The following is a 26,305-nucleotide window of genomic DNA, read 5'->3' as shown; positions in this document are numbered from 1 at the left end:
CTCTTAAATGATGGAGAGCTTATTATTAAATGGGGAAGAAAAATAAAAAACAAGGGAAATGCTGTTTGTGCAAATTAAAAGCACAACAGCTTATGAGAAGTTTAAGACGTTTACTCCCAAAGAAATTTGTGATGCCACAAAAAGCACAGAAGTGCTTGTGTGTTTATCTTCTGAGAGCCGAGAACAAGTTGATGAAATGATTCGCAAGGCTGTCGCTGCTGGTGGAACAACCTACAATGAACCGCAAGATCACGGTTTTATGTATGGACATGGATTTGCTGACTTAGATGGCCACATTTGGGAAATTATCTACATGGAGCCAAGCGCAATAAATCAAGGTTAATTGCAGACATCTAAATAATACTGCAAGGCAAAATTCTAAATTACAGCTATTTACTTGAAAATAGCTGTAATACACAAATCCAAATACTCCTACCTTCTTCAAATCGCCCTTTGCCGCACATGTCGTCCATCAAACCCTTGCTTAATCCAATTCAGACATTCATATTCAGATTTGAATAACTTTGGAGCTGCAATATTATTCAATAACTCTGGTGGGTAATGGTCATAAAAATATTTGTCTCCTTCTTGGAAGATAATAATCAAATTGTTCCGATAAACATAGCGAGACTTAAAACTATCCCCGCGATGAACAAACTCGGAATTTTTATCGATATGCTCTTTAGCAATATCAATGATGTTACTAACGTCACTTCCATAGATTTCTGCTGGATTTTCTGCTTTGTGAAATCTGCTTTTGTGTCCAATCTCAGATAACAATTTATACGAATAAATTTCGTAATTATCCGCCTTGCCAAAAACAAATGGAATTATGAGATATCCTTTATATGAAACTGAGTTTTCATAAAGAAGACGACTCATCTCAACCTCCTTTGGTAGAACTGCTCTAAAAAATTTTTCTTTAACAGAAAAGTATTACAACCCCAATTATCTACTAAATACGCTCACCATAAACTGAGTTGATTGGGGGGATGCTCAAGGTTATTCCAAGGTAGGGGTGGAACTGGTGCGCCATTCTGTTCTAATAGCTGTTGGAAATGACGGGCTGTGCTGGGCGATCGCGCTTCTATTGGACAATGGACAAAGAAATAAATTCGCACTCCCATCTGTAACCATTGCTGAATCTGCCTCACCCACTCTTCCATAAATGGCTGATTCACTGATAAATTCGGATGAGAAATAAACCGAATCAGAGTAAAAGGTGCTGTCACACTCAATTGCAACGGTAATTTAGGTTTTCGCCGTTCCGATTGCAACTGGGGGTCATCATCTCCAGTGTAAATGGGGCGCGAGTCTAACAGTACCCTTCCGACACCTAAATTTTCTAAAAGTGCCGTCAAATTACTAGCATGGGGTTCTTTGAACCAGTCGGGATGCCGAACTTCCACTGCTAGGGGTGCTTCTGTACGCGGCCAAGCTTCTAGAAAGTTGGTCAAATCATCAACTAATGCAGGTGCATAACTAGGTGGTAACTGGGCAAAAATTGGACCAAGATGCTTACCCAATGGGCGCATCCCCTCCAGAAAATTTAAAGCAGCTGGAATATAAGGTTTTAGCAACCCTTGATGGGTAATATCTCGCGGTAATTTTAGACAAAATTCAAAACCTGCTGGTGTTTCGGCAGCCCAACGAGTTACAGTTTCTTGGTTAGGCACGGCATAAAAGGTAGTGTTACCTTCTACAGTGGTGAAGCGACGACTGTAGAGATTCAGAAAATCGGCAGTGCGAGTGCCTTGGGGATAGAGTTCGCCTACCCAACCTTTATATGCCCAAACAGCACAACCGATAAAAAAGTTCACAATGCCTAAAAGCCTTGATGTATATATTCAATTTTACACGTAGGTTGTAGGGATGGATAAAGCTAGGTCAAATTGCCGACTTGTAGTTATTTATGCACCAATACGTTTCAGTTAAAGGTTATTGGTGTGGATACATTTGTCTTTTAAGACGCGATAAATCGCGTCTCTACATGAGGGTTTTGGTGTTATGGCACAACCTCAGTTATTGATAAATTGAACCATCAGGCATAATTGCCCCTGCTAAGTTAGTCCCAACTAATTTAACCAGAAGCCGCTCACCAGAGCGAATCCGCGCTCCCGTCAAGTCGGCTCCTCGCAAGTCGGCTCCACTGAGATCCGCTCCAATCAAATTAGCAGCGCGTAAATTCGCTTCCCTGAGATCGGCTAAAAGTAGATTTGCCCGAAATAAATTTGCTTCAGATAAATTTGCACCTCTAAGGTTGACTTTGTGCATAAAAGTATCGCTGAGATTAGCACCGCTCAAATTGGCATAACTTAGATTTCTGCCAGATAAGTCTTTATTGCTCAAATTTGCCCGACTGTAGTCTTTGCCACTCAAGTCTGAGTTTTGCTTTGGTGGTTTCTGGATTGTTTGAGATGGTTTTTCCTGTTGAGGTGGCGGTGAGTGATGTGTAGTTTGATGTTTGGTTTTTAGAGAACGCAACTTTTCACGAGCTTCATTTATGGCTTTCAGCTTGTCTTGTGCTTTCTGCTGTAAACGGAGATTGTCTTTAGGAATGCGATCGGGATGCCAAACAAAGACTAAATCTTTGTAAGCCTGGTTCACTTCTTCAAGTGTAGCCCCAGGCTCTAATTCCAAAACTCTATAGTACCGCTCCAGATCGCTCATACGATATTTTGGTGGACAATCAACTTAATTATGAGTGATGGAGTCATTTATCCGCTGCATCATTTGTTATGGATTATGGGGCATGGGGCATGGGGCATGGGGCATTGGGCATTGGTACTAATTATTCTCCTCCGCTCCCCTGCTCCCCTGCTTTTCAACTTTATCATCTCCCCATCTCTCCATTTCTCCATCGAGCGATCGCTCGAAAATATGCTGCAACTGGAATTTGATAGACTTCAATATAAATCCAAACAATAATTGATAAATGTGATAAGAAGGTTAATATTGTCCAAATATATGGCATCCAGGTAATGGGTTCCTTCAGATTAGCAGGAAAATAGTAAGCTACTATGCCAATTAGAGTAGTGGGAAGAATTATAAAAACTGCTGCTGCTAATCCATAACCCCAACCTAATTCCATACCTTCCAACTGGCCTTCTGTCCAACTAAACCCATTCCAACGCCAAGTTAAAGGTGGTTGCCTAGAAGGCATCTTGATTTGCTGTTGCTCTAAGTTGACTGTAAAAATCTCTTGGCAAAAGTCACAAGCCATAGCTTCCATCAATGGCATGTGAGAAATCTTACCTATTCGACAGACTGGGCAGGGGTAAGCTCCATAATAGTCGAAAGATTGGGTTAAGATTTTGGAACTGGGCATAATGAGACAGATGATCCTAAAAAATTGATCTGGTCAATGAGAACTTGGGCAGTAATGTAATGGCGGTGTCAATTCCCTACAATAAGCTTTCATAAGATGAAGTCAGGAGAATTATATATTTTAACTTCTCAATCCTGGCTTTTTCTTCTAAGGTTATACAACTATTGTGATGTTTAATGACAAACCGCTTTTTTCGTCTACGCAAATAAGCAACTAGTATAATCAGAACAGGGCGTGACTTTGAATTGTGCAAAGCGTTATTAGTCTTAATCCCCAGAGTTGTACTGAGTCTATCGCTTTTTTATAGTTTGTGCAGGTCTTGACAAAGCTCACTCTTCCTGCTAGGTTTACATTAGATAGGTATATTTCTTAATTTTTCCAGCAAAAAGCCCGCAAATGCTTAACACAAATTCCTACTTTTATTTTTGGTTTAGGGTGGTTCACCGGGGGTGAATTAAGTTTCCTAATGGAAACCGCCCGGTGAACCGCAGAGCAAACTCTGCGGTTTTTGTTGTTTTAAGGAGAATTTCATTGTCATGACTTATTTCAGTAGCTGGTTTTATGGCTTTTACTTTTGGCCCAGAATAAATTCCGGGTAAATAGCGTCATGCCAATGAATCAGAACGCGCCCGGAACTCTTGGTTTCGGGCTTTTTTGTTGTTATTTGAGAATGCAAAATAGAGGCACAACGGAGAAATCAATTCAAAATTCAAAATCAAATAACTTCTGCCCCCTATCCCCTATCCCCTGCCTCCTCTTTCCCAATACTTAATTTTTCAGGAGAATATAACCATGATTAATGCCAAACTTGCTGCACAAGCCCATCTCAACCACCAGACAATCGTTAAAATCTCGAAAGAAGTCGCTTTCGGCGGTAAAGAACTGGTAATTATAGGCGGTCCTTGCACTGTTGAAAGCTTAGAACAAATGGAGATAGTCGCCCAAAGGCTATCTACTGCATCAGTACAGGGATTGCGTGGCGGTGTCTACAAACCCCGCACATCTCCCTACGCTTTCCAAGGTATGGGAGAGTCAGGATTAGAGATTTTAGCCAGGGTGCGATCGCACTACAATATGCCAGTTGTCACGGAAGTGATGTCAATTTCCCAAATTGAAGTAGTCGCCGCCCACGCTGATATGCTGCAAGTTGGTAGCCGCAATATGCAAAACTTTGATTTGCTCAAAGCTTTGGGACAAGCTGGTAAACCAATACTGCTCAAACGTGGTTTAGCAGCGACTATTGAAGAATTCGTCATGGCTGCTGAATATATCCTCAGTCACGGGAATCCTCATGTGGTGTTGTGCGAAAGAGGTATTCGCAGTTTCGACGATTACACCCGTAACGTCCTAGATTTAGGGGCAGTGGCAGCACTCAAGCAAATAACTCACTTGCCTGTAATTGTAGATCCTTCCCATGCCGTCGGGAAACGGGAGTTGGTCGCACCTGTAGCTAGGGCTGCGATCGCTTGCGGTGCAGATGGATTAATTATTGAATGTCACCCAGAACCAGAAAAATCTGTTTCTGATGCCCGTCAAGCGCTTTCTTTAGAAGATATGGTGCATTTAGTTGATAGTTTAAAGCCTGTAGCAACAGCTGTTGGGCGCAGTATATCAGATGTCGGGGCGGGTTTGGAACCTGCCCCGATTTTTTGTGCGGCTTAAATTTCACACAAGGCGGGCGATCGCTTAAATGTCTCAACCAAAAGATTTATTTTGGGTTGATGGCAAACAGCGATCGCTTTCGTAAAATAAACTTGTTACTTCAGCTATTGCATTTGTTCTCAAACGTATTTTTGTAACACAATCTTCTATATATAAATCTAAGTTATCGTTTTAACAAATAAGACTATTTGATTTTATTCTATAAGTCGTTTTATCCTGAAATCAGTAGATATTTTAACTTTTACTAAATCGCCCAAAGAAGTTTTAGTATACCGGTCTTTCAACTTTGAGAATCTAAAGAAGGATAATAACTAAATGCTAGAGCAGCAGATTGATTGCCCCATCAAGCCTAAGACAAGTGCGATGATTATGAAACTTTTTCAAATCACTCTAGTGGTCTTAGTACTTTTGATCAACTTAGCAGTTGCTTTCCCCTCTTGGGCTGACAGTACGCCTTCTTTAACTAATCATCCTAACAACTTTCAAGTTGGGCAAAAAGTCATTTGGCTTTACAAGCCGCGCACAGATTCTAGCGATATCCAAAGAATTCCTGCCGAAATAGTCAAGTTAAGTTCCAAGCAAGTGCAAATCAAGGTGTACAAACATAACAACGAATTTGTCAGCCGTTGGGTGAATCCAAACAAGCTTGAGAATTCGACAAAAATTAAATAGTCATTAGTCATTTGTCAAGAGTCATTTGTGATTACAAAGGACAAATGACTAATGACAGGCAACAGAAAAAAATGATTTAGGACTGCTATAGTTAAAACTCCCTTATGTGGGTTTCGTTTTCATAATTAGGATCTTCAGTACCAAGCAGTTTGTCCCAGAACGTAAAATACAAACCGTAGTGTACTTTATACTTGCGATGATGTATGGAATGATGCATAGAACCAATAAGCCACTTTCCAATCCAGTAACTTTTAGATGAGGAGGGAAATAGCTCAAATCCGAGATGAGTAAACACTGCCCATACTGTCATAGTTATCAGTGCGGCAACTAAGGTGACGAAATGCAGCGGAACTATAAAGCTTACACCTACAAAAAAAAGTGCTTGTACGATCGCTTCTGGTAAGTCGAAGGCAGAGGAACTCCAGGGCGTTGGCTCTCCTGAACGATGGTGTCCATAATGCATCCATCTAAAAATTCGCGGGTGGTGAAAGATCCGATGGATAAAATAAAAGTAAGTATCCTGAAGAATTAGCACTGCAATAAAGCTAACAATTAAATACCACAGTCCATATTTCCAGATGTCAGCGTATAGCAGGTTTGCCCCCAAATTATACTCTGAGATCATAAATGCTCCAGAAATAGCAAAAACTACTGTGGAGATTACTGATAATTCAATATCCTTTTTAATGGAAGAATTCATCAACGGTTTCAAACGCAAACTCTTGTTGGCGAGAGACTTCCCTAGAACTAAATAAAAGAGCAAGTATGCTCCCCCAGCAATCAAAAAGTATCGGGCAAGAGTGATACCGAAGAAGAAAAAGCAATAATACCAAAATGAGTAGTTCGTCAATTAGACCCATCCGTAATATTAATTTGGTGAAATGAAAATGCTGATTATGTCCAATTTTTTGGTCTTAATTACCAAAAATAACCAAATTAAGATTTAATTTGTTAATCGACAAAATCCACTGCTTATTTTACAGCATCAAGTAGTTCAGATAATATATATTAAATTTTGTTAAGATATGTTAAATTAATTTTATTGCATAGATATAAATATAAATTATTACTTTTTATAAAAAAAGGTTATTGGTCAATTTAAATTATAGTAAATAACTAAATTTGGGAACCAAGTTGTAATTTATTTAAGTTGTTTGTTTATATTATATATTTCAACAACAATTGAATTTATTTTGACCGATTGTGTTCTTTAACACCTAAAAAACTTTTAAATCACTTTTCCCTCAATATGGTTCATTTAAGGGCTAATGGCAAAAATTTTGGGTTTTGGAGACGCGATAAATCGCCGTCTCTACAAGTGTTTTGGTCTTATCTGAACTGTATTGACTTTTCCCTACGTCTACTTTTTATAAATCAATTTGCTGTGGATTGTCGGAGACTGGGAACGAGATAATCTGCTAAAAGCTTTTTAGAAACTGGCTTTAACGTGAAGTTGACACCAATGATATAGGTAGATGTACGCTCCTACAGTCGATTTATGTGTTGTAAAGATTTTTGCAAATAGTGCTATGTATGTTGAGGTAGGAGCAGTGTCCTTCTCTTACCTTGCTGGTTCGTGCAACTTACTGTAGGAAAGGACTGATAAAACTCTCAATACGCTACAACAGAAAAAACCCTCTGCTAAATCTGTGAAAAAACGAGTAACACTCACCTTCCCGAAACGCGCCGTGCAAATGCCAGTCACTTACGTACTGGCCAAAGAGTTCAACGTCGCCGCCAATATTATCCGCGCCCAAGTTGCCCCAAATCAAATTGGCAAACTGGTAGTGGAATTATCGGGCGACATCGATCAATTAGATGCGGCGATTGAGTGGATGCGATCGCGTAATGTTAATGTTTCTTCGACATTAGGCGAAATTGCGATCGACGAGGATGTATGTGTCCACTGTGGCTTGTGTACTGGGGTTTGTCCTACCGAAGCCCTCACCCTCCAGCCAGAGACATACAAGTTGACATTCACGCGATCGCGCTGTATCGTCTGCGAACAGTGTATCCCCACCTGTCCCGTACAAGCAATTTCTACTAACATTTAACAATCTAAAATCCCAAATCCAAAATTGAAGTTAGCCCAACTTAAACACATCGGCAAGTACACCACCATCATCCACCAGCCTACTTTTTGCTGGAGAGTCATAAACTACCAATAGCGAAGGTATACCAGCTACATCCTGAAACAGCGTCATTCCCTCAGCGTGTTCTTCCCGATTTCCATAGGGAATATCTTGCACAAAATCGGGATTGCTGAAGACATTTTCTCGCAAATTTACACCATTTACCCAGCGATAAACTTGCACGGGGCCATCTAAATCCATCGTAGGCCCGGCTAAAATCAACAAATCTTTATCATCTACATACAAATCCCGAATTCCTAAACCATTCAACCAAATAAAATGCTTTTTATATAACTCCTGCAATTCTCCAATTTGCTTTAGTTTCATCAGTCCAGGGGTAGAATCTTCTAACTCTATTTCCAGCACCACAGCCCAACCCCGCAATACAGGCCCGCGCAAACCCAGAAAGACGCGGTTTTGATAAATGCCTATTCCTTCAATATCAAAACCATTATCCTTTCCGGGAATTGCTGCTTGAATAAATAAGCCTAAATGGTTGTCATTGGCTAAAGCTGTCATCAGCAAATTTCCCTGATTAGTCACCTCTAATTTAGCGGCATTTAATTGCACATCTGGCTTCTGGGGGTGCGGACAAGATGAGAACAGCTTCCCGTCTATTAGAGGAATCCGTCCTAAGACGTAACGGTTAGGTTCTGATTCAATTTTTCCGAGCCTTTTAAAGTTTTTGGCATCTGTATTTTCAGGTTTAAATTTTTTGCGTTTGTAGCTGTGAGAACCAACAAACCATAAGTAATTTTCACTGTAAGCCAGCCCTTCTATATCGATTTCTTTGTCTTCTGGTGCAGGTAAATCGATAAATTCTGCTACTCTAAATTGTTGATGCTCTGTAAAATTATCAGGATCGACCAAAGAGAGACGTTCAATAGTAGAGGTTTCATCTGACCCTAACCATAAATACTTCTGATGTGTTAGCAGGACTGCTGATAAGTCTTCTCTATGTTCCTTAAAAGAATCTATAAAAGTCAATAAAACTTGATTTCTAAAATGTAAATTCGGCATTTTAAATTATATTTGTATTTATAAATATCCTAGCTATCCTATCATAATATATGATTTGCTTATCGTAAAATATTTATCTCAAAACTATCTATAGCTCATATCAACTTGAGGGATGAGATGCTTATAAACCTTTGACAGAGATTGCGTGTTTATAAAATAGGGTGCAACTATCAATAGTCATAAGCATACCTGACAATTATCTGAGCTAAAAAAATATCAAAAGTAGATGTAAATTTATAAATAATATTGTTATTATGCAATAACCTCATGAGGTTATCATTCAGACCCATTATGAAATTAGCCACACAACCTACAGTAAAAACTCTTGGTGACTACGCCTACCAAGCGATTGAAAAACACTTTAAGAAAACCTTGAAGTGGGAAAAATCAGTGAAGAAAGATGAAGATCCAGAAGCGCTGCACCAAATGCGAGTGGGAATGCGCCGTCTACGCACAGCGGTAACTCGGTTTGGACTAGCGGTGGATGTGCCGAAAGCAGTCAGCGATAAAAATATTGGTAAAATAGCCCGTCGTCTTGGTAATCTGCGAGATTTAGACGTACTCAAAGAAAGTTTGGAAAATAATTACAAACCAAACTTACCTCGCAAAGAGCAGGAATCTCTGCAAACAGCTTTTACAGCTTTGGCGAAACAACGTGAAGATGTACAATCAAGTGTACAGAAAACATTAAACGATGAATCTTACAAGTCTTTAAAAGATTCATTGGATAAGTGGTTAGAGAAACCTAGTTATCAACCTTTGGCATCTGTTTCTATTCAGCAAGTGCTACCAGACTTACTTTTACCCGAAGTGAGTAATTTCCTATTGCATCCGGGTTGGCTCATTGGTACTGAAATTGTAGAATCAGAAGTGAAGATCCAGAAAAACTGGAAACCGAAAAAGATCGAAAAACAATTGACAACGGAAGGTGAAAGTCTTCATAGTTTGCGAAAAGAAGCTAAACGTATACGCTACCAGATGGAGTTATTTACTGACTTATATAGCGAGTCTTACGAGGCTTATATTACAGAAGTGAAAAACATCCAAGAAATTTTGGGTACGATGCAAGATAGTGCCGTTTTAACTGACTGGCTTGCAGATGTATACAAGTCAGAAATTCAGACAGAGTTACCCACCTTTGCTAATTTGTTAACTGAAAGTCGTTACCAGTCGTGGCAGCAATGGCAACCTTTGCAAGAACGGTATCTGAAAACTGAAACCAGACATAGTTTTCATTTAACAATACTGCATCCGCTTTCAGGAGTAATCAGTTAAAAGTTATTCTTGATTGAGAAAGGATTGCACTAACGAACAGATAATTGAATAGAAGCTTCTAGAGATAAAAAATAAATATTGCTCTGAAGAATTTGTACAATACGGGTCTTTTCGGTGGAACCCAAACCGGAAATTAGTCTAATAGTGCTTTCTAGTATTGCTCCCCGCTCAATTTGTCTGGGGAGCATCTTGGCTGAAAAAGACCCAGGTGCTTCTAACAATCCTACTCTAACAGAGCCATTCTCGATGGCTCTGTTACTAGTTCGTATATGGTTAATAGTAGTGCCGAGAATCGTTTTACTCCATGCTTTAACCCACTCAAAATGTAATGTAAGGTAAGCTTGTCAACAGGTGCATCAAGGGGAAAAACGATGGGAAATCCAAGAGTCGGAAACCCATAGTAGACCAAATTACACTTTCAGCCACAAGAAGGTAGGGATAAGGGCTGATGTTATATAGGTAGATAAAATTAACTGAGTGACGAAGAAATTTTGGAAGCTCAGGCGGACTGTCTTGGAGAAAGGATCGCGAAATTTGACTAGACCATTTCAGACAATTTTTACTGAACACCGCGTATTTTGGGCTGTTTTACTGTTTGGTACAGCACTGGTGGTAACGCTAGCACTGTCGCTTTCTCAAGGAGCAGTACCTTTAAATATGTCGGAATTTTGGCAAGCCATACTCCACAAAGGCGATCCGGTTAAACAGACAATTCTCTGGGATTTACGTCTGCCACGCATTACAGCTGCGATCGTTGTCGGCGCAGCTTTGGGAATGTCAGGGGCGTTGCTGCAAGGAATGTTACGTAATAGTCTTGCCGATCCATTTATTTTGGGCATTTCAGCGGGTGCGGGACTACTTGTAATTCTGATGATTGTGTGCCACATATTCCCGATCGCAATTCCTTTAGCAGCATGGATAGGAGCAATTTTAACTGCCGCGATCGTTATTTTACTCGGTCGTTCGGGGTCGGGAATTTCTGTTGAACGGTTGATTTTAGGCGGAGTGGCGGTGAGTTCTTTATTTGGTGCTGTACAAAGTACATTGCTGCTTTTAGCTGAAGATGGGCAAATTCAAATTGCGCTCAGTTTTCTGGTTGGTAGCCTCAATGGACGGGGTTGGCAAGAAATTGCTACAACTGGGCCTTATATCATCGTTGCATTGATCGGGGGATGCTTGCTGGCGCGATCGCTAAACATACTGGCTTTGGGAGATGATTTAGCTGTGAGTTTAGGGCTTTCGTTGACGCGATCGCGCCTATTAATTGGTGGTGTCGCCACTCTATTAGCCGCAGGTGCAGTCAGCATCAGTGGCTTGGTTGGATTTGTTGGTCTTGTTGTCCCTCACGGTGTCCGCCTGATTGTTGGTACAGATCATCGCTTTGTTTTACCACTTTCTGCCCTTGCCGGTGCATGGTTGCTCACTTTTGCAGATTTACTCTCTAGACTAGGAGCAGTAGAACTACCAGTAGGTTCCGTCACTGCCTTGCTGGGTTCACCCCTGTTTATCTGGTTACTTTATCGTCGTTCTGCTGGGTTTAATAAATTTTGAGCGATCGAACTGCTATCCATCCCCACCGCATATACCTGGATTTCTCACAAGAGAGAAATCCAAAGGGTGTGGGAGGTGTGGGAGGTGTGGGAGGTGTGGGAGGATGGAGAAGAAGTCTTACCCCCCATACTCCCCACACTCCCCACACTCCTCTTCCCCTGAAGCCTACACTATGCGTGAGAGATCCGGGATATACAGATCGGGTTTTTTGCGCATTCTGATAAACTGAGACAAAGCCTTCTTCAACTATTTAAACCAAAATTCTCCATAGAGAAACACACCTATATAACCCTACTTTCTTATCCCCCCTGCTCCTCTGCTCCCCTGCTCCCCTGCTCCCCTGCCCCTGCCCCCTCAAGGAGGTTAATCGATGTTATGTGTTGAGGAATTAATCAACTTAGACCCATTTCAACAACTTCCCAAAGAGCGATTGCAGTGGGTTTGCGATCGCGCTCAAACAGTTGAGCTTTCTGCCGGAGAAGTGTTATCCCATGAGGGAGACCCTGTATGTCGCTTATTTATCTTAGTCAAAGGTAAAATCAACATCACCCGCCGCAGTGAAGGAGTGGACATTCCCATTGGGCAACACGAAGCCCCATCCTTTTTTGGTGAAATTCCAGTACTCACAGATGAACCTGCACCTGTGACAATGCGGGCATTTTCAAATTGCCACATCTATGAAATGAAGGGAGAAGACTTCCGCAAACTGCTGCATGAATGTCGTGATTTTGAGCGGATGGTCTTCCGCATTATGCAAAGTCGTGTCCGGGGGCTAGAGTCTTTCATTCGTGGGCGGGAAAAGATGGCAGCTTTAGGGACACTTGCTGCCGGTCTAGCTCATGAACTCAACAACCCAGCCGCAGCCTTGGTTCGGACATTAAAAGAAATGCCAGCCGCCATCCTAGAGTTACAACGGATGAACTTAGTTTATGGGCAACGCAATGTTGACGAAGCCCATACTCAACACTGGTTCAGAGTACGCGATCTAGGCCATGAAGCGATTTTGAATAATCGCCTAGATCCGGTGACACTAAGCGATCGCGAAGAGATATTGCTGGAATGGCTAGAAGATTATGGTGTAAACCAAGCATGGAAATTAGCAGAACCTTTAGCGGAAGGTGGTGTTGAGGTTGAAACCCTAGAGCAACTCATGGAACGTTGGCGCAACGACAACACGGAATTGCGAGAAATGGGATTGCACTGGCTAGCGCTTTCCTTTGAAGTTATGTCGATGATTAAACATGGTTTGCGAGGATCTGAGAGGATTTCCGAACTTGTGCAAGCGATGAAATCTTATTCTTACCTCGATCAAGGCACTCAGCAAGAAGTAGATATACATCAAGGCTTGGAAGATACCTTGCGATTGTTTGTTCATAAACTCAAGTGCGGTGTCCAAGTGCAACGCAATTACGATCGAAGTCTTCCAAAAATCCTTGCCTATGGCAGCGAACTGAATCAGGTGTGGACGAACTTAATTGACAACGCCATTGATGCAATGGATAGTAAAGGACTGCTAGAAATTACAACACACCATTGCGATCGCTATGCCCATATTGACATCATCGATTCTGGCAGTGGAATTCCACCTGAAATTAAAACCCGCATTTTTGAACCTTTCTTCACCACCAAATCAGTAGGGCATGGTTCAGGACTTGGTTTAGAAACCGTTCGCCGGATTGTAGAAAATCGCCATCACGGTACGCTTTCATTTGAGTCGCAGTCAGGCAGAACTTGTTTCACCATTTGCTTGCCCTTATCTAATAAATGAATCAATAAGCAATGGGATTAGAGATAAAAAAATAGGAACCATTGGTTCCCAAAATCTAGCAGCAAATGAATATTTTCGTCAGACTTCTAGTTTATTATTGGCTCTTACACTAGAATTCGTTTTGTAGTTATAAAGAAAATATTGGGGTAGAAGAGGTTTTTGGAGGTAAGGGTTGGGGATTAAGTGCTACCCAATCAAAAGAAAATAACAAAAATCTCGGTGTAGGTTGGATTGAGGAACCAAACCCAATATTTTCAAGGCTTTGTTGGGTTTTACTCCGTTCAACCCAAGCTACAAATTTTATTAACCGAGTAGTATTGGATTAATCCTAGTCAATTAATATCTGATAATTTTACTGTTTTGGGCTGTTGTTCGGAGTTAATGAACTCAGTCTTAGGTGGTTTTCCTATTGTATTAGGAGGTTGTTTTTTTGTTTTGGGTTGTGGGTTATTATTCTCGTTCATCTTAATTTATCTCCTTAATAGCTTTAATTATTTGGCTGTTTTCAGATTTCTTGCTTGGAGTTGGTCAAGTAAAAAAATCAGCGATCGCACTCAGTTTGTGTTTTGATGATTATGACTTCAAGCGATGTCATCGCCATTCCGTAATCCTGTTGAAAATTTTGCTTCCTTCTACGTTGAATACTATTGTCAAAGAGGTAGATAGGGGAGAAAATTCCTTATCTGGATTTCTCACTTGTGAGAAATCCAAGGGGTGGGGAGGTGTGGGAGGTGTGGGAGGTGTGAGAGGATGGGGAAGAAGTCTTACCCCCCACACTCCCCACACTCCCCACACTCCTCTTCCCCCCTCCGCCTACACTATGCGTGAGAAATCCGGGCTTACTATCTACCTCTTTAACCTTAGTTTTCTATTCAAACTATTTTTGCAGCCAGACCGATATTGAACCACCAGGACATGGGAAATTTCCCCATCCGTCGTTATTGGTGTGAATGATATTGTTTATATGTCCCGTGGCATCATAAAATTCCTGATTGGGTCGGAACACATTCATCCACTTGTTTCCTGGTGCGCTATTGGTAAGCACTACAGCCATTGCACCCGGATGTGCCCCATTACCCAAGCGCGTCCAACCGATAGTATTGGGATGGTCAAAGTAATCATGCTGGTCGCCAAAACCGTATTCTCTACGCGCCTTCAAGAACTTGTCAATCAAAAAACTGTGAGAGTAAAGGGTATTATCACGTCCTTTATCTTGATATTGTGCCCCGTAATAATCTGCATAGAAAACGCAAGGATAGCCTTCGCGACGCAGTAAGATTAACGCATAGGCTAAGGGCTTAAACCAAGGCTCAACAGGCGACTCTAGGGATTGACAAGGTTGAGTATCATGGTTTTCGACAAAGGTAACAGCTAGGGCAGGTTGTTCTTTAACTAGGGTTCTATCAAAAATCGATCGCAGATCGAAACTACTACCCTGGCGACTAGCTTGGTGAAACTTGAAATGTAGGGGCACATCAAATAACGACAAACGCCCATCACTAGAGGCAATATAACCGTGTAAGGCATCGGTATCTTGAGACCAGTACTCCCCAACACTAAATATTTCCCGCCCACCAAAATGAACTCGCAGGTGATTTAACCAATCACGGAAAAAAGTAGAGCGGATATGTTTAACAGCATCAATGCGAAAGCCATTTACACCTGTGGTATCAACAAACCAACGCCCCCAATACATCAACTCACCGCGCACGAGGTCGTTACCTGTATCCAGGTCATTCGCCATTAAATAATCGTAGTTGCCGTGTTCCTGGCTAACTTCCGTCTCAAAATGTTTATCTTTAAGGCGGTAGAGCTTGTCTGCCCTTTTGGTATCTGCGTTATATGATAATGAATCAAAGCACCACCAATACCATTTCATACTGGAGTATTTATCTTCACGACCAGAAAAATTGAACTTTGTATAAGCTGCAATTTCGTACCAATCGCTGACTGGACGGTTGCGGTCATTCCAATCCATTTCTTGGGCAAAGATGCGTTCTATTTCATCCCCACCATCTTTGTGGTTGAAAACTACATCGGCATAGATTTGAATACCTGCATCCTGTGCCGTTTTAATAGCCTTTAAGTATTGCTCGCGTGTTCCATATTTTGTCCGAACAGTATTTTTTTGATTGAACTCACCCAAATCAAACAAATCGTAGACTGCGTATCCAACATCCGATGCTCCACCACTGCCCTTATAAGCTGGCGGCAGCCATAAGGCAGTGAAGCCTGCATTAGCTAGGTCATTGGCTGTTTTATCCAGCTTGTCCCATAATGTACCATCATTGGAGATGTACCAATGGTAATACTGCATTATTACACCGTTGTTCATGCGATCGCCTTTGTAGAATTTTTGATTTTACAGATTTCTGTCAGAAATCTCTGATGCTAGGATATGTTACTTTTGTCACACATCATAACTTCATCGGAATTTATTTAGGTTTCAATAAAGACTTCACAAAGAGCAATTACGAATTACTGGGACGGGATAATTGCTGATTTGCTTTGACAAGGTTAGTGAACTCCTGCAAAGTTCGATGATACTTTTCTTCAGCTATCGAGAATAAATCGTTATGATTTGCCTCTTCAACCCACAAAGAAAGTTTTGGAGATATTGCAGCCTTAAACAACTTTTCTCCATGAGCAAAAGGAATTATGTTATCTGCTTTTCCATGAATCACCAATATCGGACATTTTACTTTTTTGATCTTGTCCAGATTGGGAAATTTATCAAAAGGTAAAATCCTAAAAGGTACTATTACTTTAAAAGCCGAAATAAACGAACTTTCAATAATTAAACCAGCTACTGGTTTCTGCATTGCTAAATTTACCGCAGAACCACCGCCAACCGAACGCCCTAAAACTATAATTCTTTCAGGCGGAATTTTTAAATTTTGGGTCAAATAATTGTAAGCGCTATTGATATCTTCGTATGCATGAATTTCTGTCGATTTTCCTTGACTCGTACCATAACCGCGATAATCAAAAGCAAAGACACTAAAACCCCATGCGTGTAATTTTTCTAAAATCTGTTTGATATCTCCTAAATCTTCAGAATTCCCATGAGAATAAAGAATAGTATATTTAGCTTGAGTGTTCAATAAGTATGTAGCTGAGATATTTGTATCTTTCCCGCTGCTTAACTTCAGAATTGTTGGATCGTCCTGATAGCTAGAAGGTTGAGACAGAAAAATCATGCTATCTGCCCGAAAATATACAAATGCGGCAAAAAATAGATAGATAAAGATTAAAGATTTAACCAGCCGTTGCCAAGTCAAATCACCAATTAGTAGTTTTAGAATTTGCTGTTTATCCATTAGTTTTTATTTATCGGGTAAAACTTTATTTCCAGGTTTCCCGATTTCTGATGTTTCCTAACTACAACTAATACAGCTTCACCAAACTTTATGCCAACTTTGTCATAAATGAGTAATTTACTTAACTCAGATTATTGAGCCGATACCAACAAACACTGTGATATTCCCTAATCCTAGACGGGAATGGTTCGTGTTGTATAAGTTACAGTTACCAAAACTGAAACGGTTCTCAAATCCCAAGCTGCTTAGGACTATTCTGGGTAAATACCCAAATGTGACAGAAAAAATTTAGTGTGAGGATTTAGCTATGTCTTACCCGATTCCGTCCAAAATGTGGCAGCGAGTCAGTATTATAATATTGTTTTTATTGATACCGTCAGTCGGAATTGCGATTTTACGCCAGTCTATAACGGTTGCAGTTCCAGCAAATCAGACTCCTGCCAGTTCTACTCCAAAAACTTCCATTCTACCCAATCACCCTGACTACCAAGCACTCCAGGCATTGGTAAAACAGTATAGTTGTGTCGTTCCCGTCCAAAATTTTGGCACTCTTCCTGTAACCCGAACTGAGTTTGCTACAGTCTTGAATGCCTGTGTGAATCGCAGTAACGAGCTAATAGCGACCGATCCCAAGATCGTTACCCCAGCAGATATGAAAATTCTGCAACGCTTGCAGTCAGAATTTGCACCGGAGTTAGCAACCCTAAAAAGTCCGATAGAGGAATTGGAAGCTCGTAATCCTATCACTCCGAATCAGCCTACCAGAGAACGTATTCAAACTGAGTCTACCCGAAAGACTCAAGCCGTACCCACAGCCCCACCCCTTAGTCTTCCGTCTGGCTCATCTGTGCAGGATCGAGTTGCTAACCGTGCGAATATGCCTAAACTCCAAAGTGGCAGTATTGGAAGGGTTGCCCCGGAACCACAAATAAGTAGCGGATTCAATACAGAAAACTACAACCGGATTGAAGATAATCCCTTTCATCGCGTTGGTAACGATCCCCTTTCCACCTTTTCTATTGATGTAGATACAGCATCTTACAGCAACGTGCGACGGTTTATTACTCAAGGAGAATTACCACCCAAAGATGCAGTGCGAATTGAGGAATTAATCAATTATTTTACCTACAATTATCCCCAACCAAAAGGCGATCGCCCTTTTTCCGTCACCACCGAAGTTGCTGCTGCTCCTTGGAATCCTCAACACAAGCTGGTACAGGTGGGTTTGCAAGGTAAACGCCTTGAAAGTAAAACCTTACCACCGAGCAACTTAGTATTTCTGATTGATGTCTCCGGTTCTATGGATGACCCGGATAAATTACCCTTAGTGCAACAGTCGCTCAAATTGTTGGTGAATCAACTGCGTCCTGAAGACCGGGTAAGTTTAGTAGTTTATGCGGGGAATGCTGGATTGGTGTTACCAGCTACTCCTGGTAGTCAAAAATCAACAATTCTGGCGGCGATTGACCGCTTAAAGGCTGGAGGCTCGACTGCTGGCGGTCAGGGCATAGAACTAGCTTACAAAATAGCCAAAGAAAGCTTCCTCAAATCTGGTAATAACAGAGTCATTTTAGCTACCGATGGAGATTTTAACGTCGGGGTTTCCAGTGATGGCGACCTGACGCGATTAATTGAACAAAAGCGAGAGCAGGGAATTTTCCTGACGGTGTTGGGATTTGGCACAGGCAATTATAAGGATGGAAAAATGGAGCAACTGGCTGATAAGGGTAACGGCAACTACGCTTACATCGATACCCTCTTGGAAGCCAAAAAGGTTTTAGTTAACGATCTCAGGGGAACTCTGTTTACCATTGCCAAGGATGTGAAAATTCAGGTGGAATTTAATCCGGCGAAAGTTCAGGCATATCGATTGATTGGTTACGAAAACCGCCTGCTGCAAAACCAGGATTTCAATGACGATAAGAAAGATGCAGGGGATATTGGGGCTGGTCATTCTGTGACAGCGCTTTATGAAATAATTCCTACTGGTACAAAAAGCGATGTGAAACTCCCAAAGATAGACCCTTTGCGGTATCAGCGTTCTGGTGAAACTGCCTCGGATGCTGCTGGTAATGAGTTGATGCAGGTGAAACTGCGCTATAAGTCGCCCCAGGACAGCACCAGTCAACTAATTACCCAAACCATCCAAGATGATGATTTGAGAACCGACCAGATACCCTCCACAAACCTGAGATTTGCTGCTGCGGTAGCTACCTTTGGGATGGTGTTGCGTGACTCTGAGTATAAGGGAGATGCTAGTTATGATTTGGTGATGAAATTGGCAAGCCAAGGGAAGGGGGAAGACCAAGAGGGCTATCGGGGTGAGTTTATTCGCCTAGTGGAGCAATCTAGAGGGTTGATTACAAGAAAATGATTTTAGACCACAACTGAGACGGGGAGTAGGGAGTGGTGTAGTTCAATTACTTGAAAACCGCTGTAATCTCTTGGAGAGATTTACAATCTACAAAAGAGCGATCGCTCTCCACTGTATTAGATATCTGCAATAAATACAGCAATTTAATTTCAGAAGAGAGCATTGCATATCTGCGAGATGTTTTGCGATCGCTGCTAGTCAGAAAACTTATTCCCTACTCTGCAAGACAAGAAAGAAGAAATGCTTAACTGAACTGTATTCTGCTGTATAAGGTTTTGATTTGCTTCTATTTTTTCCCCTTTCTTCCCACTGGTATACACATCGGTGTCCCTGAAACCGGGTCTGGGATAATCCGACATTCTAATCCAAATACCTCCCTTACCATCTTTTCAGTGATCGCCAAATCAGGTTCGCCAACTGCAAAAATTTCACCTTCTTTCAGCGCTACCAAATAATCAGCATAACGACAGGCATGATTCAAATCATGTAACACCATGACAATCGTTCGTTGCTGGTTTTGGTTCAAATCATACAATAAATCTAAAACTTCTATTTGGTGCGCCAAATCTAAAAAAGTAGTTGGTTCATCTAACAATAAAATATCCGTATCTTGAGCTAATGCCATTGCAATCCAAGCACGTTGCCTCTGTCCACCAGAAAGAGTATCTAACTCGCGTTCTGACAGGTGTTTAATCCCAGTAATTTCTAAAGCTAGTTCTACTAATTTTTCATCTTCTTTTGTCCACTGCTGCAACCAATTTTGATAAGGAAATCTTCCACAAGCTACCAAATCTCGAACGGTTAATCCTTCTGGTGGAACGGGACCTTGGGTAAGAATTCCTAACTTTTTAGCAACATCTTTTGTTGATAGCTTAAAGATATCTGTTGTATCTAAATAAATTGTGCCAACACGAGGTTTTAATAATCTGGCTAAACCCCGTAATAAAGTGGATTTTCCAGAGCCATTTGCACCAACTAAAGCAGTTATTTTTCCTGGTGGTATATCTAAATGTAAATGCTTAATAATAGTTATATTATCATAACCCAAAGTCAAATTATTTGCTGACATTTGGTAATGTGGATTATCGCTCAATAATGACATTGACATAATTAAATTTAAGAGAATCTTTGATGATTTTGTAAGTATGTAATATCATATCTGCTTGATTACTTAATAAAACCCAAAGAACCCCACCCCACGAAATCAGCACGTTTCTCCTCCCCGCAGGTAGATAGGGGATTAAGGGGAGCCAGCGCGGTCATGGCATGAGCAACTGGCGCGTAGGGTGCAATTACTATGAGAATCATAACTAATTACCTGGACATGAAGTATCACACTATTCGCTTTTATTAATGCTACACCTAAAAAAGAATTTTTCTCTACTTACCGAGTATTAATTATACTAAATTAAGTCTTGCTTTTTCGATTATTAATTAATAAATAAATAAAATATGGGGCACCAATAACAGCAGTAACAATTCCACAAGGAATTTCGATAGGAGCAAAAATCATTCTGCCGATAAAATCAGATAAAACCACAATCATTGCTCCTGTCATTCCCGCTACTGGAATCAAACCTTGATGATTTCCACCTACTAATTGACGGGCTATATGGGGAGCAATTAATCCCACAAATCCAATTGTTCCCGCAGTTGCTACTGCGGCACCAGAAAGTGCTGCACTAATTAATAATAATAAACTGCGCTGCCATTCAACTTTATTACCTAAACCTTTAGCAATATCATCTCCTAAATTTAAAATATTTAATTCTGGTGCTTTGATTAAAGCCAAAGGCACAAATATAACTATCCAAGGTAAAAAAGCAAAAACCTGTTCCCAAGTTCTACCGTAAACGCTACCAGCTAACCAAACTAAAGCCTGACTTACATCGTAAATTTGACCAAATGTCACAATTAAACTAGTAAAAGCACTAGCTACAGCCGAAATTCCCACACCAATTAAAATTAAGCGAACGGGATGAAGTCCCCGATCCCATGCTAAAAAGTAAATTAATAAAGATGCAACTAACGCACCCACAAAAGCTGATAAAGGTAAAATTCCTGCTGGAAAATTTGGTAATAATACAATTACACTTACCGCTGCAAGGCTTGCACCGGAATTAATGCCAATAATTCCGGGGTCAGCTAAAGAATTTCGAGTTAAACTTTGCATGATTGTGCCAGAAATTGCTAAAGCGATCCCGACCAAACAAGCGGTTAAGATTCTGGGCAAACGTAGAGTATTAATTACAAAAGCATAATCGGGATTTCCTGTATCTATTCCCAGTACGGTTTGAATTACAGCTAGCAGCGGTGTTGGGTATTCTCCCACTGAAGTGTTAATTACCATTGCTACTAAGGTGATAATTATCAAGATAAATAAAATGCTGGGAACTTTGTTTTGAATCCGAAAGGAAAATCCTAGTTTTGTAGAACGAAAAATCAGTGAGTTTTTCTTCATTTTTTTACTTGATATTTGGCTAAGTAAACGAAGAATGGCGCACCAACTAAAGCTGTCATAATTCCCACAGGTACTTCTTGTGGTCGAATTAATAACCGCGCCAATATATCGGACACCAACAGCAATATTCCGCCAAAAATTGCACTATAAGGTAATATCCAACGGTAATCTACCCCAACTACAAACCTAACGATATGGGGTATAACTAATCCAATAAATCCAATTGAACCCGCAGCAGCAACAGAACTACCTTCTAAAAGTAAAACACTGACCGCAGCGGCAATTTTTATCCATAAAGTTTGTTGACCCAAACCTTTAGCAATATCTTCTCCGAGGCTTAAAATTGTAATTTGTCTTGCTAAACCAAATGCCAAGATCGTGCCAATACAAATGTAAGGCAAGACTTGAAAAATAATACCTTCATCCATACCTGCCAATGAACCAGCCAACCAAAAGCGAATTTCTTCCAAAGTTCGCTGACTGACTATTAAAATTCCCGTTGTTAGTGAAGAAAGTAAGCTACTAATAGCGGCACCCGCAATTGTCAGATTTAGGGGAGTTATACCGTTACGTCCCAGAGAAGCAAAAATATAGACACTGACAACCGCGACACCTGCACCAATAAACGCACACCAAATATAAACACTTGGTGCGGATGTTCCAAATAGAAAAATACTAATGACTACAGCAAAAGCTGCACCTGCATTCACGCCCAAAATACCAGGATCGGCTAATGGGTTACGAGTCACACCCTGCATAATTGCACCAGCAGTAGCCATTGCTGCACCCACCAACATTGCCAAAAGCGATCGCGGTAAGCGAACAGTTTGAATAATTAAATGTTCTCTGGAACCGTCAAACTGAATAAAGGCAGTGAGTACTTGATGCAGAGGAATATCTGCTGCGCCAAATGAAACGCTGAAAATTAGACAAATCAAAAGAATTAGCAATCCCACAATTAAACCCGCAACGGGAAATGTTAGGGATGATAAAAATCCTCTGGCTGATGAGGGAATCGATCTACTCATTGTTCAAATTACTGGCTTCAAGCAGTGTAATTGTTGCTTGTGAAGATAAGCCAACACAAGCTGCTAGTTCTTCTAATGCCAAGCGATCGCTAATCTCTGTCTGAAGAATTTGTGGTTGATAATTATTCAGCTGTTTGTTTTCTGACAACGCTGGTAAAGGTAGACTAATAAGTGCGATCGCCAGAATAATTTTCCAACTGTACAGACAGGCAATTGATTCATAACTCATAACTGTCAAAAAGTTTTGCGTTCCTCCAAGTTTGCTAATACTTCTGCACGAGTTCGCCAAACAGGACGCAATTGCTTGCGAGTAAACAGTGGTAGTTGGTCGGTAATGTGGGGCGAACCGGGTTGAGTCGCGTTACCGTAGCTGATGAGAGCCATTGCCTTTACGGGTTGCGAAAACTCAACGGCTGCAACATAACTATCACCAGCGACAGCTTGAAAGCGTTCATCTTTAGCTGGAGCAAAATGGAGGACGCGGAATATTCCTAGATCCCCAGGGCCACCGTTGGCAGGTAAATCCAAGTTTCCGCTATGCACTCGGAAGACTTCACCCCAAGCAACATCTAGCTTTCCATAAGCTTTTTCGACTTTTGTTGCTGCTATTTGTAGCGCTTTCGCCGCACTTTCTGGGTCTTTTAAACCATCGGGTGTGGTGCGCGGCGAGTTCTCACTCCAAGGAATACTAAAGGTTTGCTTTTCATCCATTTCTTCCCACCAAAATGAAAACAACACCGCGCCTCGACTATCAGCATTAGCATTCCGATCCCAAGCAGCTAAAATATCAGCAGCACGACGGGCTAATTCATCGCCATATTTTTGAGCAGCAGGAATTAGGCCATCGAGGATGCGTTCTGCAAGTTCCATTTTGGTGGAATGTTTGTACTCAATCATTTTCTCAAAAGAGATTTTTGGATCTTCAGCCAGCATTTTTGCAGAACTTTGGGCCCGGAAAGACATCTCTCCTCGTGGAGCCATATAAGCAGGGTAATCATCTGCTTTGATCGCAGGGGGGAAAGTAGTTGTCCAAGGTGCATCATTAGCATTTTGCAACCAACCGCTAGGCGGGTCAATTACACGCGGTAAATCTTTGTATGGGTGCATTTTTGTCCATAAAGTTTTAGATGTGTCGCCAGGAATTAAACCTTCCCAGTATTGAAAGTCTCCTTGTTGACGAATCGGCACCAGACCGTTGAATAGGTGCATGATGTGCCCTTCTCTGTCGGCATACATGACGGTAAACATCGGTAGTTGCAAGCGTTTCAATACCTTTTGAAATTGGGTTAAGTTTTGGGAACGCGCCATATCCCACCACTGCTCCAACACACCCGGACGGTCTGCACCGACAACCCGCAGCGCCACAGCAAACCCATCTTTTTCTTGAACGACTGCACCGTGGACGGAACTTTTGACTAATAATGGTTGTTCGACTAACGAGCCATTTTTTTGCTTGACTTTTAATAAAAACTTTGATGTTGTAAAAGGACGGACTTTGCCATCTAGAAGATAACCATTATCAGCCAATTTCAATTTGTATACATCCCAACCATCATGAGTATTGACGGTATGAGTCCAACCCAAACGATCGTTAAAGGCGATCGCTAAAACCGGAATTCCCACTAAGGCTGCTCCAGAAGCATTCATCCCTGGCGTAGTAATTTGGGCTTCGTACCAGAGAAATAAATCCGACCATAACAAGTGGGGGTTTGCCAGCAACATTGCCTTGCCACTGGCAGAATGTTTAGGTGCGATCGCCCAACCGTTAGAACCAGCTTTCGATTGAGTATGGGTAATATCTGCTACTTGTTCTTGATTGACGATAAAAGTAAAATACAGCACTCTTTGCAAATGTGCCAATACATCCTCTGGTTTTACAGGTAATACTATTTTTACTTGCTCATCAATTAGATCGGGATGGTCTTTGGCATAAGTATTTATCCCAGTGGCAAAGGCATTTATATAACTACGAAAAGCTGGACTTTGTGCCCGATACCAAGAACTAGCACGATTGGGCACTCCCATCGTCAGTACCCATTTATCAGATTCTAAATACTCTTCTCCCCAGTATTCGGCTGCTTTTCCCCTAGCCTGACCGTAGAGGCGCAACAGCAAGTTAGCGTGACTTTGCATCTGTGCCCAACCAAATGCCTGGAAAGCGCTTGGAGCATCTTTACCATATATATGCGGTATGCCGTAAGTATCCCATAATATCTCTGTAGTTTTGGGTGCAGTCGCAAAACTGTTATTTGCCAAAACGACAACTAAAATGGCACTGAGGATAAAAGCTAAAAATCGAGATAATTTTCTTTTCAGTATTGGCTGGTCAAATAGCCACAAATACACCCTAATATTCAACATAATGGTTTGATTAAATTAATTTGACTGGAAAAATTTAGTGCCTTTCGTCTATATTCCGTAGCAAACGGACATTAAATCCAAACACACCCACCAGCAACATACATAAAGAACATAGAACGTATAACAGTGCCATCCCAGCACCTTTGTTGATGCCAAATATATTGCCAAACAGCCATGCTAGCTGACCATTTGGTTTCATTGCTGGTTCAAAAACTTTATCCGCCAGAGGTCCGGCAATTAAATAGGCTATAGCTGAGAATATCTGAAAAAGTAGCGATCGCACCGCAAAAACTCGACCTTGCACTTCAGGAGTAACCTTTGCTAGCCAAATGGCATTCTCTGAACTGCCATTTAAGGGGAAATTAACCGAAGAACAAAATTGAGCGCCAATCCAAACGAAGGCTGTATTTCCCAATCCAAAAATGGTTTTACTCAACCCAGCACCGACCATTCCCCATAAAAAGCCCTTAACTCGATGCTTAGATCCACCCCAAGCACTCATGATTAATGCTCCCATCACACCACCTATACCTGCTGCTGAGGCTAAACTGCCCAACAAAAGAGTATTATTGCCCGAACGTGCCAAAATCATCGGTGTGTAAACAGCACCACCAACATCGTGAAAAAACCAAAACAGCATTCCGGTCATTAACAAAGCTAGCAGGCTCTTATGTGTTTGGATATAGCGCCAACCAAATCCCAATTCATGCCAAATATTTTCTGGATATTGACTGTGAACTTCTCTAGATGGTGGTTGTGGAATGTGTATTAAAAGCACACTAATAATTGCAAAAGTAAAAGTTAAGATATCAATCAGCGAAATTCCTACCAAGCCGATTACATAGTATAAATAGCCAGCAAAAGCTGGTGCCATAATTTTTGCACCATAACCTGATAAAAATTCCATACTACTAGCGCGGGAATAATGCTTTGGAGGTATCATTAATCCCACAGATGCAGAATAGGCTAGAGACTGTAATTCATTAAAAACTCCTGTAATCGCGCCTGTAATATATAAGTGCCAAACTTGCAAATGATTGGTTAGATATAGGAGTGCGATCGCTATTGTTACTCCTACAGCTACGCTATCTCCTACAATCATCAGTAACTTGCGATTCCACCGATCCACAATCACTCCACTAATTGGAGTAATCAGAATACTGGGAAGTAACGTATAGAAACCTACAAGCGTTAGTGTTGTTACCTGATCTGTAAATTCCCAGACCCAAATACTTAGGGCAAAGCTGGTCATACTACTGCCCATAGCCGAAACAAACTGACCAATCCAGACAATAATAAAATTACGAAAACTACTAAATTTCATTTCTGTTTTCATGAGCAGCGTTCCTTATA

The 26,305-nt window shown here is 41.1% G+C and carries 24 protein-coding genes and 1 pseudogene; 9 read left to right on the top strand and 16 right to left on the bottom strand.

All coding sequences use genetic code 11. From position 1 onward, the window contains the following. Nucleotides 1–58: 58 nt before the first annotated feature. Nucleotides 59–343: a VOC family protein gene (locus V7K84_RS34030; RefSeq protein WP_334844872.1), complete on the top strand. Its 285-nt coding sequence runs from the start codon at nt 59–61 to the stop codon at nt 341–343. A gap of 98 nt (nt 344–441) precedes the next feature. Here V7K84_RS34030 and V7K84_RS34025 read toward each other — a convergent pair whose 3' ends face one another. The 4 genes from V7K84_RS34025 to V7K84_RS34010 all read right to left on the bottom strand — a co-directional run bounded on the left by V7K84_RS34025 (nt 442) and on the right by V7K84_RS34010 (nt 3,328). Beyond that, a complete protein-coding gene (locus V7K84_RS34025; RefSeq protein WP_334844871.1) occupies nt 442–882 on the bottom strand; it encodes a hypothetical protein in 441 nt (146 codons plus the stop codon). Between the two features lie 83 nt (nt 883–965). After that, nucleotides 966–1,820 carry a DUF72 domain-containing protein gene (locus V7K84_RS34020; RefSeq protein ID WP_334844870.1) on the bottom strand — a complete coding sequence of 285 codons (855 nt, stop codon included), beginning with the start codon at nt 1,818–1,820 and terminating at the stop codon, nt 966–968. A gap of 202 nt (nt 1,821–2,022) precedes the next feature. Further along, a complete protein-coding gene (locus tag V7K84_RS34015) occupies nt 2,023–2,670 on the bottom strand; it encodes a pentapeptide repeat-containing protein (RefSeq protein ID WP_094347732.1) in 648 nt (215 codons plus the stop codon). Nucleotides 2,671–2,833: 163 nt separating this feature from the next. Beyond that, on the bottom strand, nt 2,834–3,328 hold the full coding sequence (locus V7K84_RS34010) for a hypothetical protein (protein WP_292783906.1): 495 nt from the start codon (nt 3,326–3,328) through the stop codon (nt 2,834–2,836). A 792-nt stretch (nt 3,329–4,120) separates the two neighbouring features. Between V7K84_RS34010 and aroF the strand changes: the two genes are divergently transcribed. Beyond that, on the top strand, nt 4,121–4,990 hold the full coding sequence (gene aroF / locus V7K84_RS34005; protein WP_334844868.1) for a 3-deoxy-7-phosphoheptulonate synthase: 870 nt from the start codon (nt 4,121–4,123) through the stop codon (nt 4,988–4,990). Nucleotides 4,991–5,305: 315 nt separating this feature from the next. Next, the gene (locus tag V7K84_RS34000; RefSeq protein ID WP_334844867.1) at nt 5,306–5,662 is read left to right on the top strand and encodes a hypothetical protein; all 357 of its coding nucleotides are present in this window, start codon (nt 5,306–5,308) and stop codon (nt 5,660–5,662) included. Nucleotides 5,663–5,753: 91 nt separating this feature from the next. Here the strand turns inward: V7K84_RS34000 and V7K84_RS33995 are convergent, their stop codons facing one another. Beyond that, a complete protein-coding gene (locus V7K84_RS33995) occupies nt 5,754–6,362 on the bottom strand; it encodes a sterol desaturase family protein (RefSeq protein WP_334844866.1) in 609 nt (202 codons plus the stop codon). Between the two features lie 949 nt (nt 6,363–7,311). Here V7K84_RS33995 and V7K84_RS33990 point away from each other — a divergent pair. After that, the gene (locus V7K84_RS33990; RefSeq protein ID WP_094347724.1) at nt 7,312–7,716 is read left to right on the top strand and encodes an NIL domain-containing protein; all 405 of its coding nucleotides are present in this window, start codon (nt 7,312–7,314) and stop codon (nt 7,714–7,716) included. Between the two features lie 30 nt (nt 7,717–7,746). Here the strand turns inward: V7K84_RS33990 and V7K84_RS33985 are convergent, their stop codons facing one another. Next, nucleotides 7,747–8,814, bottom strand: a complete 1,068-nt coding sequence (locus V7K84_RS33985) for a DUF3616 domain-containing protein (RefSeq protein WP_334844864.1) — start codon at nt 8,812–8,814, stop codon at nt 7,747–7,749. Nucleotides 8,815–9,105: 291 nt separating this feature from the next. Between V7K84_RS33985 and V7K84_RS33980 the strand changes: the two genes are divergently transcribed. After that, on the top strand, nt 9,106–10,089 hold the full coding sequence (locus tag V7K84_RS33980; RefSeq protein ID WP_334844862.1) for a CHAD domain-containing protein: 984 nt from the start codon (nt 9,106–9,108) through the stop codon (nt 10,087–10,089). Between the two features lie 413 nt (nt 10,090–10,502). Here V7K84_RS33980 and V7K84_RS33975 read toward each other — a convergent pair. After that, nucleotides 10,503–10,625 (bottom strand): annotated as a pseudogene (locus V7K84_RS33975) (AI-2E family transporter); the annotation flags it as partial. On the opposite strand from V7K84_RS33975, the gene V7K84_RS33970 reads away from it, so the two are divergent. Continuing rightward, on the top strand, nt 10,624–11,640 hold the full coding sequence (locus V7K84_RS33970; protein ID WP_094347720.1) for a FecCD family ABC transporter permease: 1,017 nt from the start codon (nt 10,624–10,626) through the stop codon (nt 11,638–11,640). The pseudogene V7K84_RS33975 and the gene V7K84_RS33970 overlap by 2 nt on opposite strands. Before the next feature lie 370 nt (nt 11,641–12,010). After that, nucleotides 12,011–13,408 carry an ATP-binding protein gene (locus tag V7K84_RS33965; RefSeq protein WP_334844860.1) on the top strand — a complete coding sequence of 466 codons (1,398 nt, stop codon included), beginning with the start codon at nt 12,011–12,013 and terminating at the stop codon, nt 13,406–13,408. Between the two features lie 877 nt (nt 13,409–14,285). Here V7K84_RS33965 and V7K84_RS33960 read toward each other — a convergent pair. Together V7K84_RS33960 and V7K84_RS33955 are read right to left on the bottom strand one after the other, a co-directional pair. Then, nucleotides 14,286–15,743, bottom strand: coding sequence for an alpha-amylase (locus V7K84_RS33960; protein WP_334844859.1), 1,458 nt, complete (start codon nt 15,741–15,743; stop codon nt 14,286–14,288). Nucleotides 15,744–15,879: 136 nt separating this feature from the next. Beyond that, nucleotides 15,880–16,728: an alpha/beta hydrolase gene (locus V7K84_RS33955; RefSeq protein WP_334844857.1), complete on the bottom strand. Its 849-nt coding sequence runs from the start codon at nt 16,726–16,728 to the stop codon at nt 15,880–15,882. A 307-nt stretch (nt 16,729–17,035) separates the two neighbouring features. Here V7K84_RS33955 and V7K84_RS33950 point away from each other — a divergent pair, with 307 nt between their 5' ends. After that, nucleotides 17,036–19,102: a vWA domain-containing protein gene (locus V7K84_RS33950; RefSeq protein ID WP_334844855.1), complete on the top strand. Its 2,067-nt coding sequence runs from the start codon at nt 17,036–17,038 to the stop codon at nt 19,100–19,102. Between the two features lie 50 nt (nt 19,103–19,152). Next, nucleotides 19,153–19,350, top strand: coding sequence for a hypothetical protein (locus V7K84_RS33945; RefSeq protein WP_334844853.1), 198 nt, complete (start codon nt 19,153–19,155; stop codon nt 19,348–19,350). A gap of 38 nt (nt 19,351–19,388) precedes the next feature. Here V7K84_RS33945 and V7K84_RS33940 read toward each other — a convergent pair whose 3' ends face one another. The 7 genes from V7K84_RS33940 to V7K84_RS33910 form a co-directional block, all read right to left on the bottom strand. Next, entirely contained in the window at nt 19,389–20,210 is an 822-nt protein-coding gene (locus tag V7K84_RS33940) for an ABC transporter ATP-binding protein (RefSeq protein WP_334844852.1), read from the bottom strand. A 59-nt stretch (nt 20,211–20,269) separates the two neighbouring features. Further along, entirely contained in the window at nt 20,270–20,410 is a 141-nt protein-coding gene (locus tag V7K84_RS33935) for a hypothetical protein (RefSeq protein WP_334844850.1), read from the bottom strand. 100 nt (nt 20,411–20,510) lie between these two features. Next, nucleotides 20,511–21,563: a FecCD family ABC transporter permease gene (locus V7K84_RS33930; protein WP_334844848.1), complete on the bottom strand. Its 1,053-nt coding sequence runs from the start codon at nt 21,561–21,563 to the stop codon at nt 20,511–20,513. After that, the gene (locus V7K84_RS33925) at nt 21,560–22,591 is read right to left on the bottom strand and encodes a FecCD family ABC transporter permease (RefSeq protein WP_334844847.1); all 1,032 of its coding nucleotides are present in this window, start codon (nt 22,589–22,591) and stop codon (nt 21,560–21,562) included. The genes V7K84_RS33930 and V7K84_RS33925 overlap by 4 nt, the downstream gene beginning before the upstream one ends. Then, nucleotides 22,584–22,820 (bottom strand): hypothetical protein, encoded by a 237-nt coding sequence (locus tag V7K84_RS33920; RefSeq protein WP_334844846.1) that lies wholly within the window; start codon nt 22,818–22,820, stop codon nt 22,584–22,586. Before V7K84_RS33920 ends, V7K84_RS33925 begins: the two co-directional genes overlap by 8 nt. Before the next feature lie 5 nt (nt 22,821–22,825). Continuing rightward, on the bottom strand, nt 22,826–24,952 hold the full coding sequence (locus V7K84_RS33915) for an acylase (protein WP_334844844.1): 2,127 nt from the start codon (nt 24,950–24,952) through the stop codon (nt 22,826–22,828). 34 nt (nt 24,953–24,986) lie between these two features. Further along, nucleotides 24,987–26,288: an MFS transporter gene (locus tag V7K84_RS33910; protein WP_334844842.1), complete on the bottom strand. Its 1,302-nt coding sequence runs from the start codon at nt 26,286–26,288 to the stop codon at nt 24,987–24,989. Nucleotides 26,289–26,305 lie beyond the last annotated feature (17 nt).

This window comes from Nostoc sp. (assembly GCF_036917315.1).
Lineage (GTDB): Bacteria > Cyanobacteriota > Cyanobacteriia > Cyanobacteriales > Nostocaceae > Nostoc.
This window is presented reverse-complemented; position numbering and strand designations above follow the sequence as displayed.

Bases quoted from the DNA above. Each gene is read 5' to 3' on its own strand.
- V7K84_RS34030 (WP_334844872.1), top strand. From the start codon at position 59: ATGCTGTTTGTGCAAATTAAAAGCACAACAGCTTATGAGAAGTTTAAG.
- V7K84_RS34025 (WP_334844871.1), bottom strand. From the start codon at position 882: ATGAGTCGTCTTCTTTATGAAAACTCAGTTTCATATAAAGGATATCTC.
- V7K84_RS34015 (WP_094347732.1), bottom strand. From the start codon at position 2,670: ATGAGCGATCTGGAGCGGTACTATAGAGTTTTGGAATTAGAGCCTGGG.
- V7K84_RS34010 (WP_292783906.1), bottom strand. From the start codon at position 3,328: ATGCCCAGTTCCAAAATCTTAACCCAATCTTTCGACTATTATGGAGCT.
- aroF (WP_334844868.1), top strand. From the start codon at position 4,121: ATGATTAATGCCAAACTTGCTGCACAAGCCCATCTCAACCACCAGACA.
- V7K84_RS34000 (WP_334844867.1), top strand. From the start codon at position 5,306: ATGCTAGAGCAGCAGATTGATTGCCCCATCAAGCCTAAGACAAGTGCG.
- V7K84_RS33995 (WP_334844866.1), bottom strand. From the start codon at position 6,362: ATGAATTCTTCCATTAAAAAGGATATTGAATTATCAGTAATCTCCACA.
- V7K84_RS33985 (WP_334844864.1), bottom strand. From the start codon at position 8,814: ATGCCGAATTTACATTTTAGAAATCAAGTTTTATTGACTTTTATAGAT.
- V7K84_RS33980 (WP_334844862.1), top strand. From the start codon at position 9,106: ATGAAATTAGCCACACAACCTACAGTAAAAACTCTTGGTGACTACGCC.
- V7K84_RS33965 (WP_334844860.1), top strand. From the start codon at position 12,011: ATGTTATGTGTTGAGGAATTAATCAACTTAGACCCATTTCAACAACTT.
- V7K84_RS33960 (WP_334844859.1), bottom strand. From the start codon at position 15,743: ATGAACAACGGTGTAATAATGCAGTATTACCATTGGTACATCTCCAAT.
- V7K84_RS33955 (WP_334844857.1), bottom strand. From the start codon at position 16,728: ATGGATAAACAGCAAATTCTAAAACTACTAATTGGTGATTTGACTTGG.
- V7K84_RS33950 (WP_334844855.1), top strand. From the start codon at position 17,036: ATGTCTTACCCGATTCCGTCCAAAATGTGGCAGCGAGTCAGTATTATA.
- V7K84_RS33940 (WP_334844852.1), bottom strand. From the start codon at position 20,210: ATGTCAATGTCATTATTGAGCGATAATCCACATTACCAAATGTCAGCA.
- V7K84_RS33935 (WP_334844850.1), bottom strand. From the start codon at position 20,410: ATGATTCTCATAGTAATTGCACCCTACGCGCCAGTTGCTCATGCCATG.
- V7K84_RS33930 (WP_334844848.1), bottom strand. From the start codon at position 21,563: ATGAAGAAAAACTCACTGATTTTTCGTTCTACAAAACTAGGATTTTCC.
- V7K84_RS33925 (WP_334844847.1), bottom strand. From the start codon at position 22,591: ATGAGTAGATCGATTCCCTCATCAGCCAGAGGATTTTTATCATCCCTA.
- V7K84_RS33920 (WP_334844846.1), bottom strand. From the start codon at position 22,820: ATGAGTTATGAATCAATTGCCTGTCTGTACAGTTGGAAAATTATTCTG.
- V7K84_RS33915 (WP_334844844.1), bottom strand. From the start codon at position 24,952: ATGTTGAATATTAGGGTGTATTTGTGGCTATTTGACCAGCCAATACTG.
- V7K84_RS33910 (WP_334844842.1), bottom strand. From the start codon at position 26,288: ATGAAAACAGAAATGAAATTTAGTAGTTTTCGTAATTTTATTATTGTC.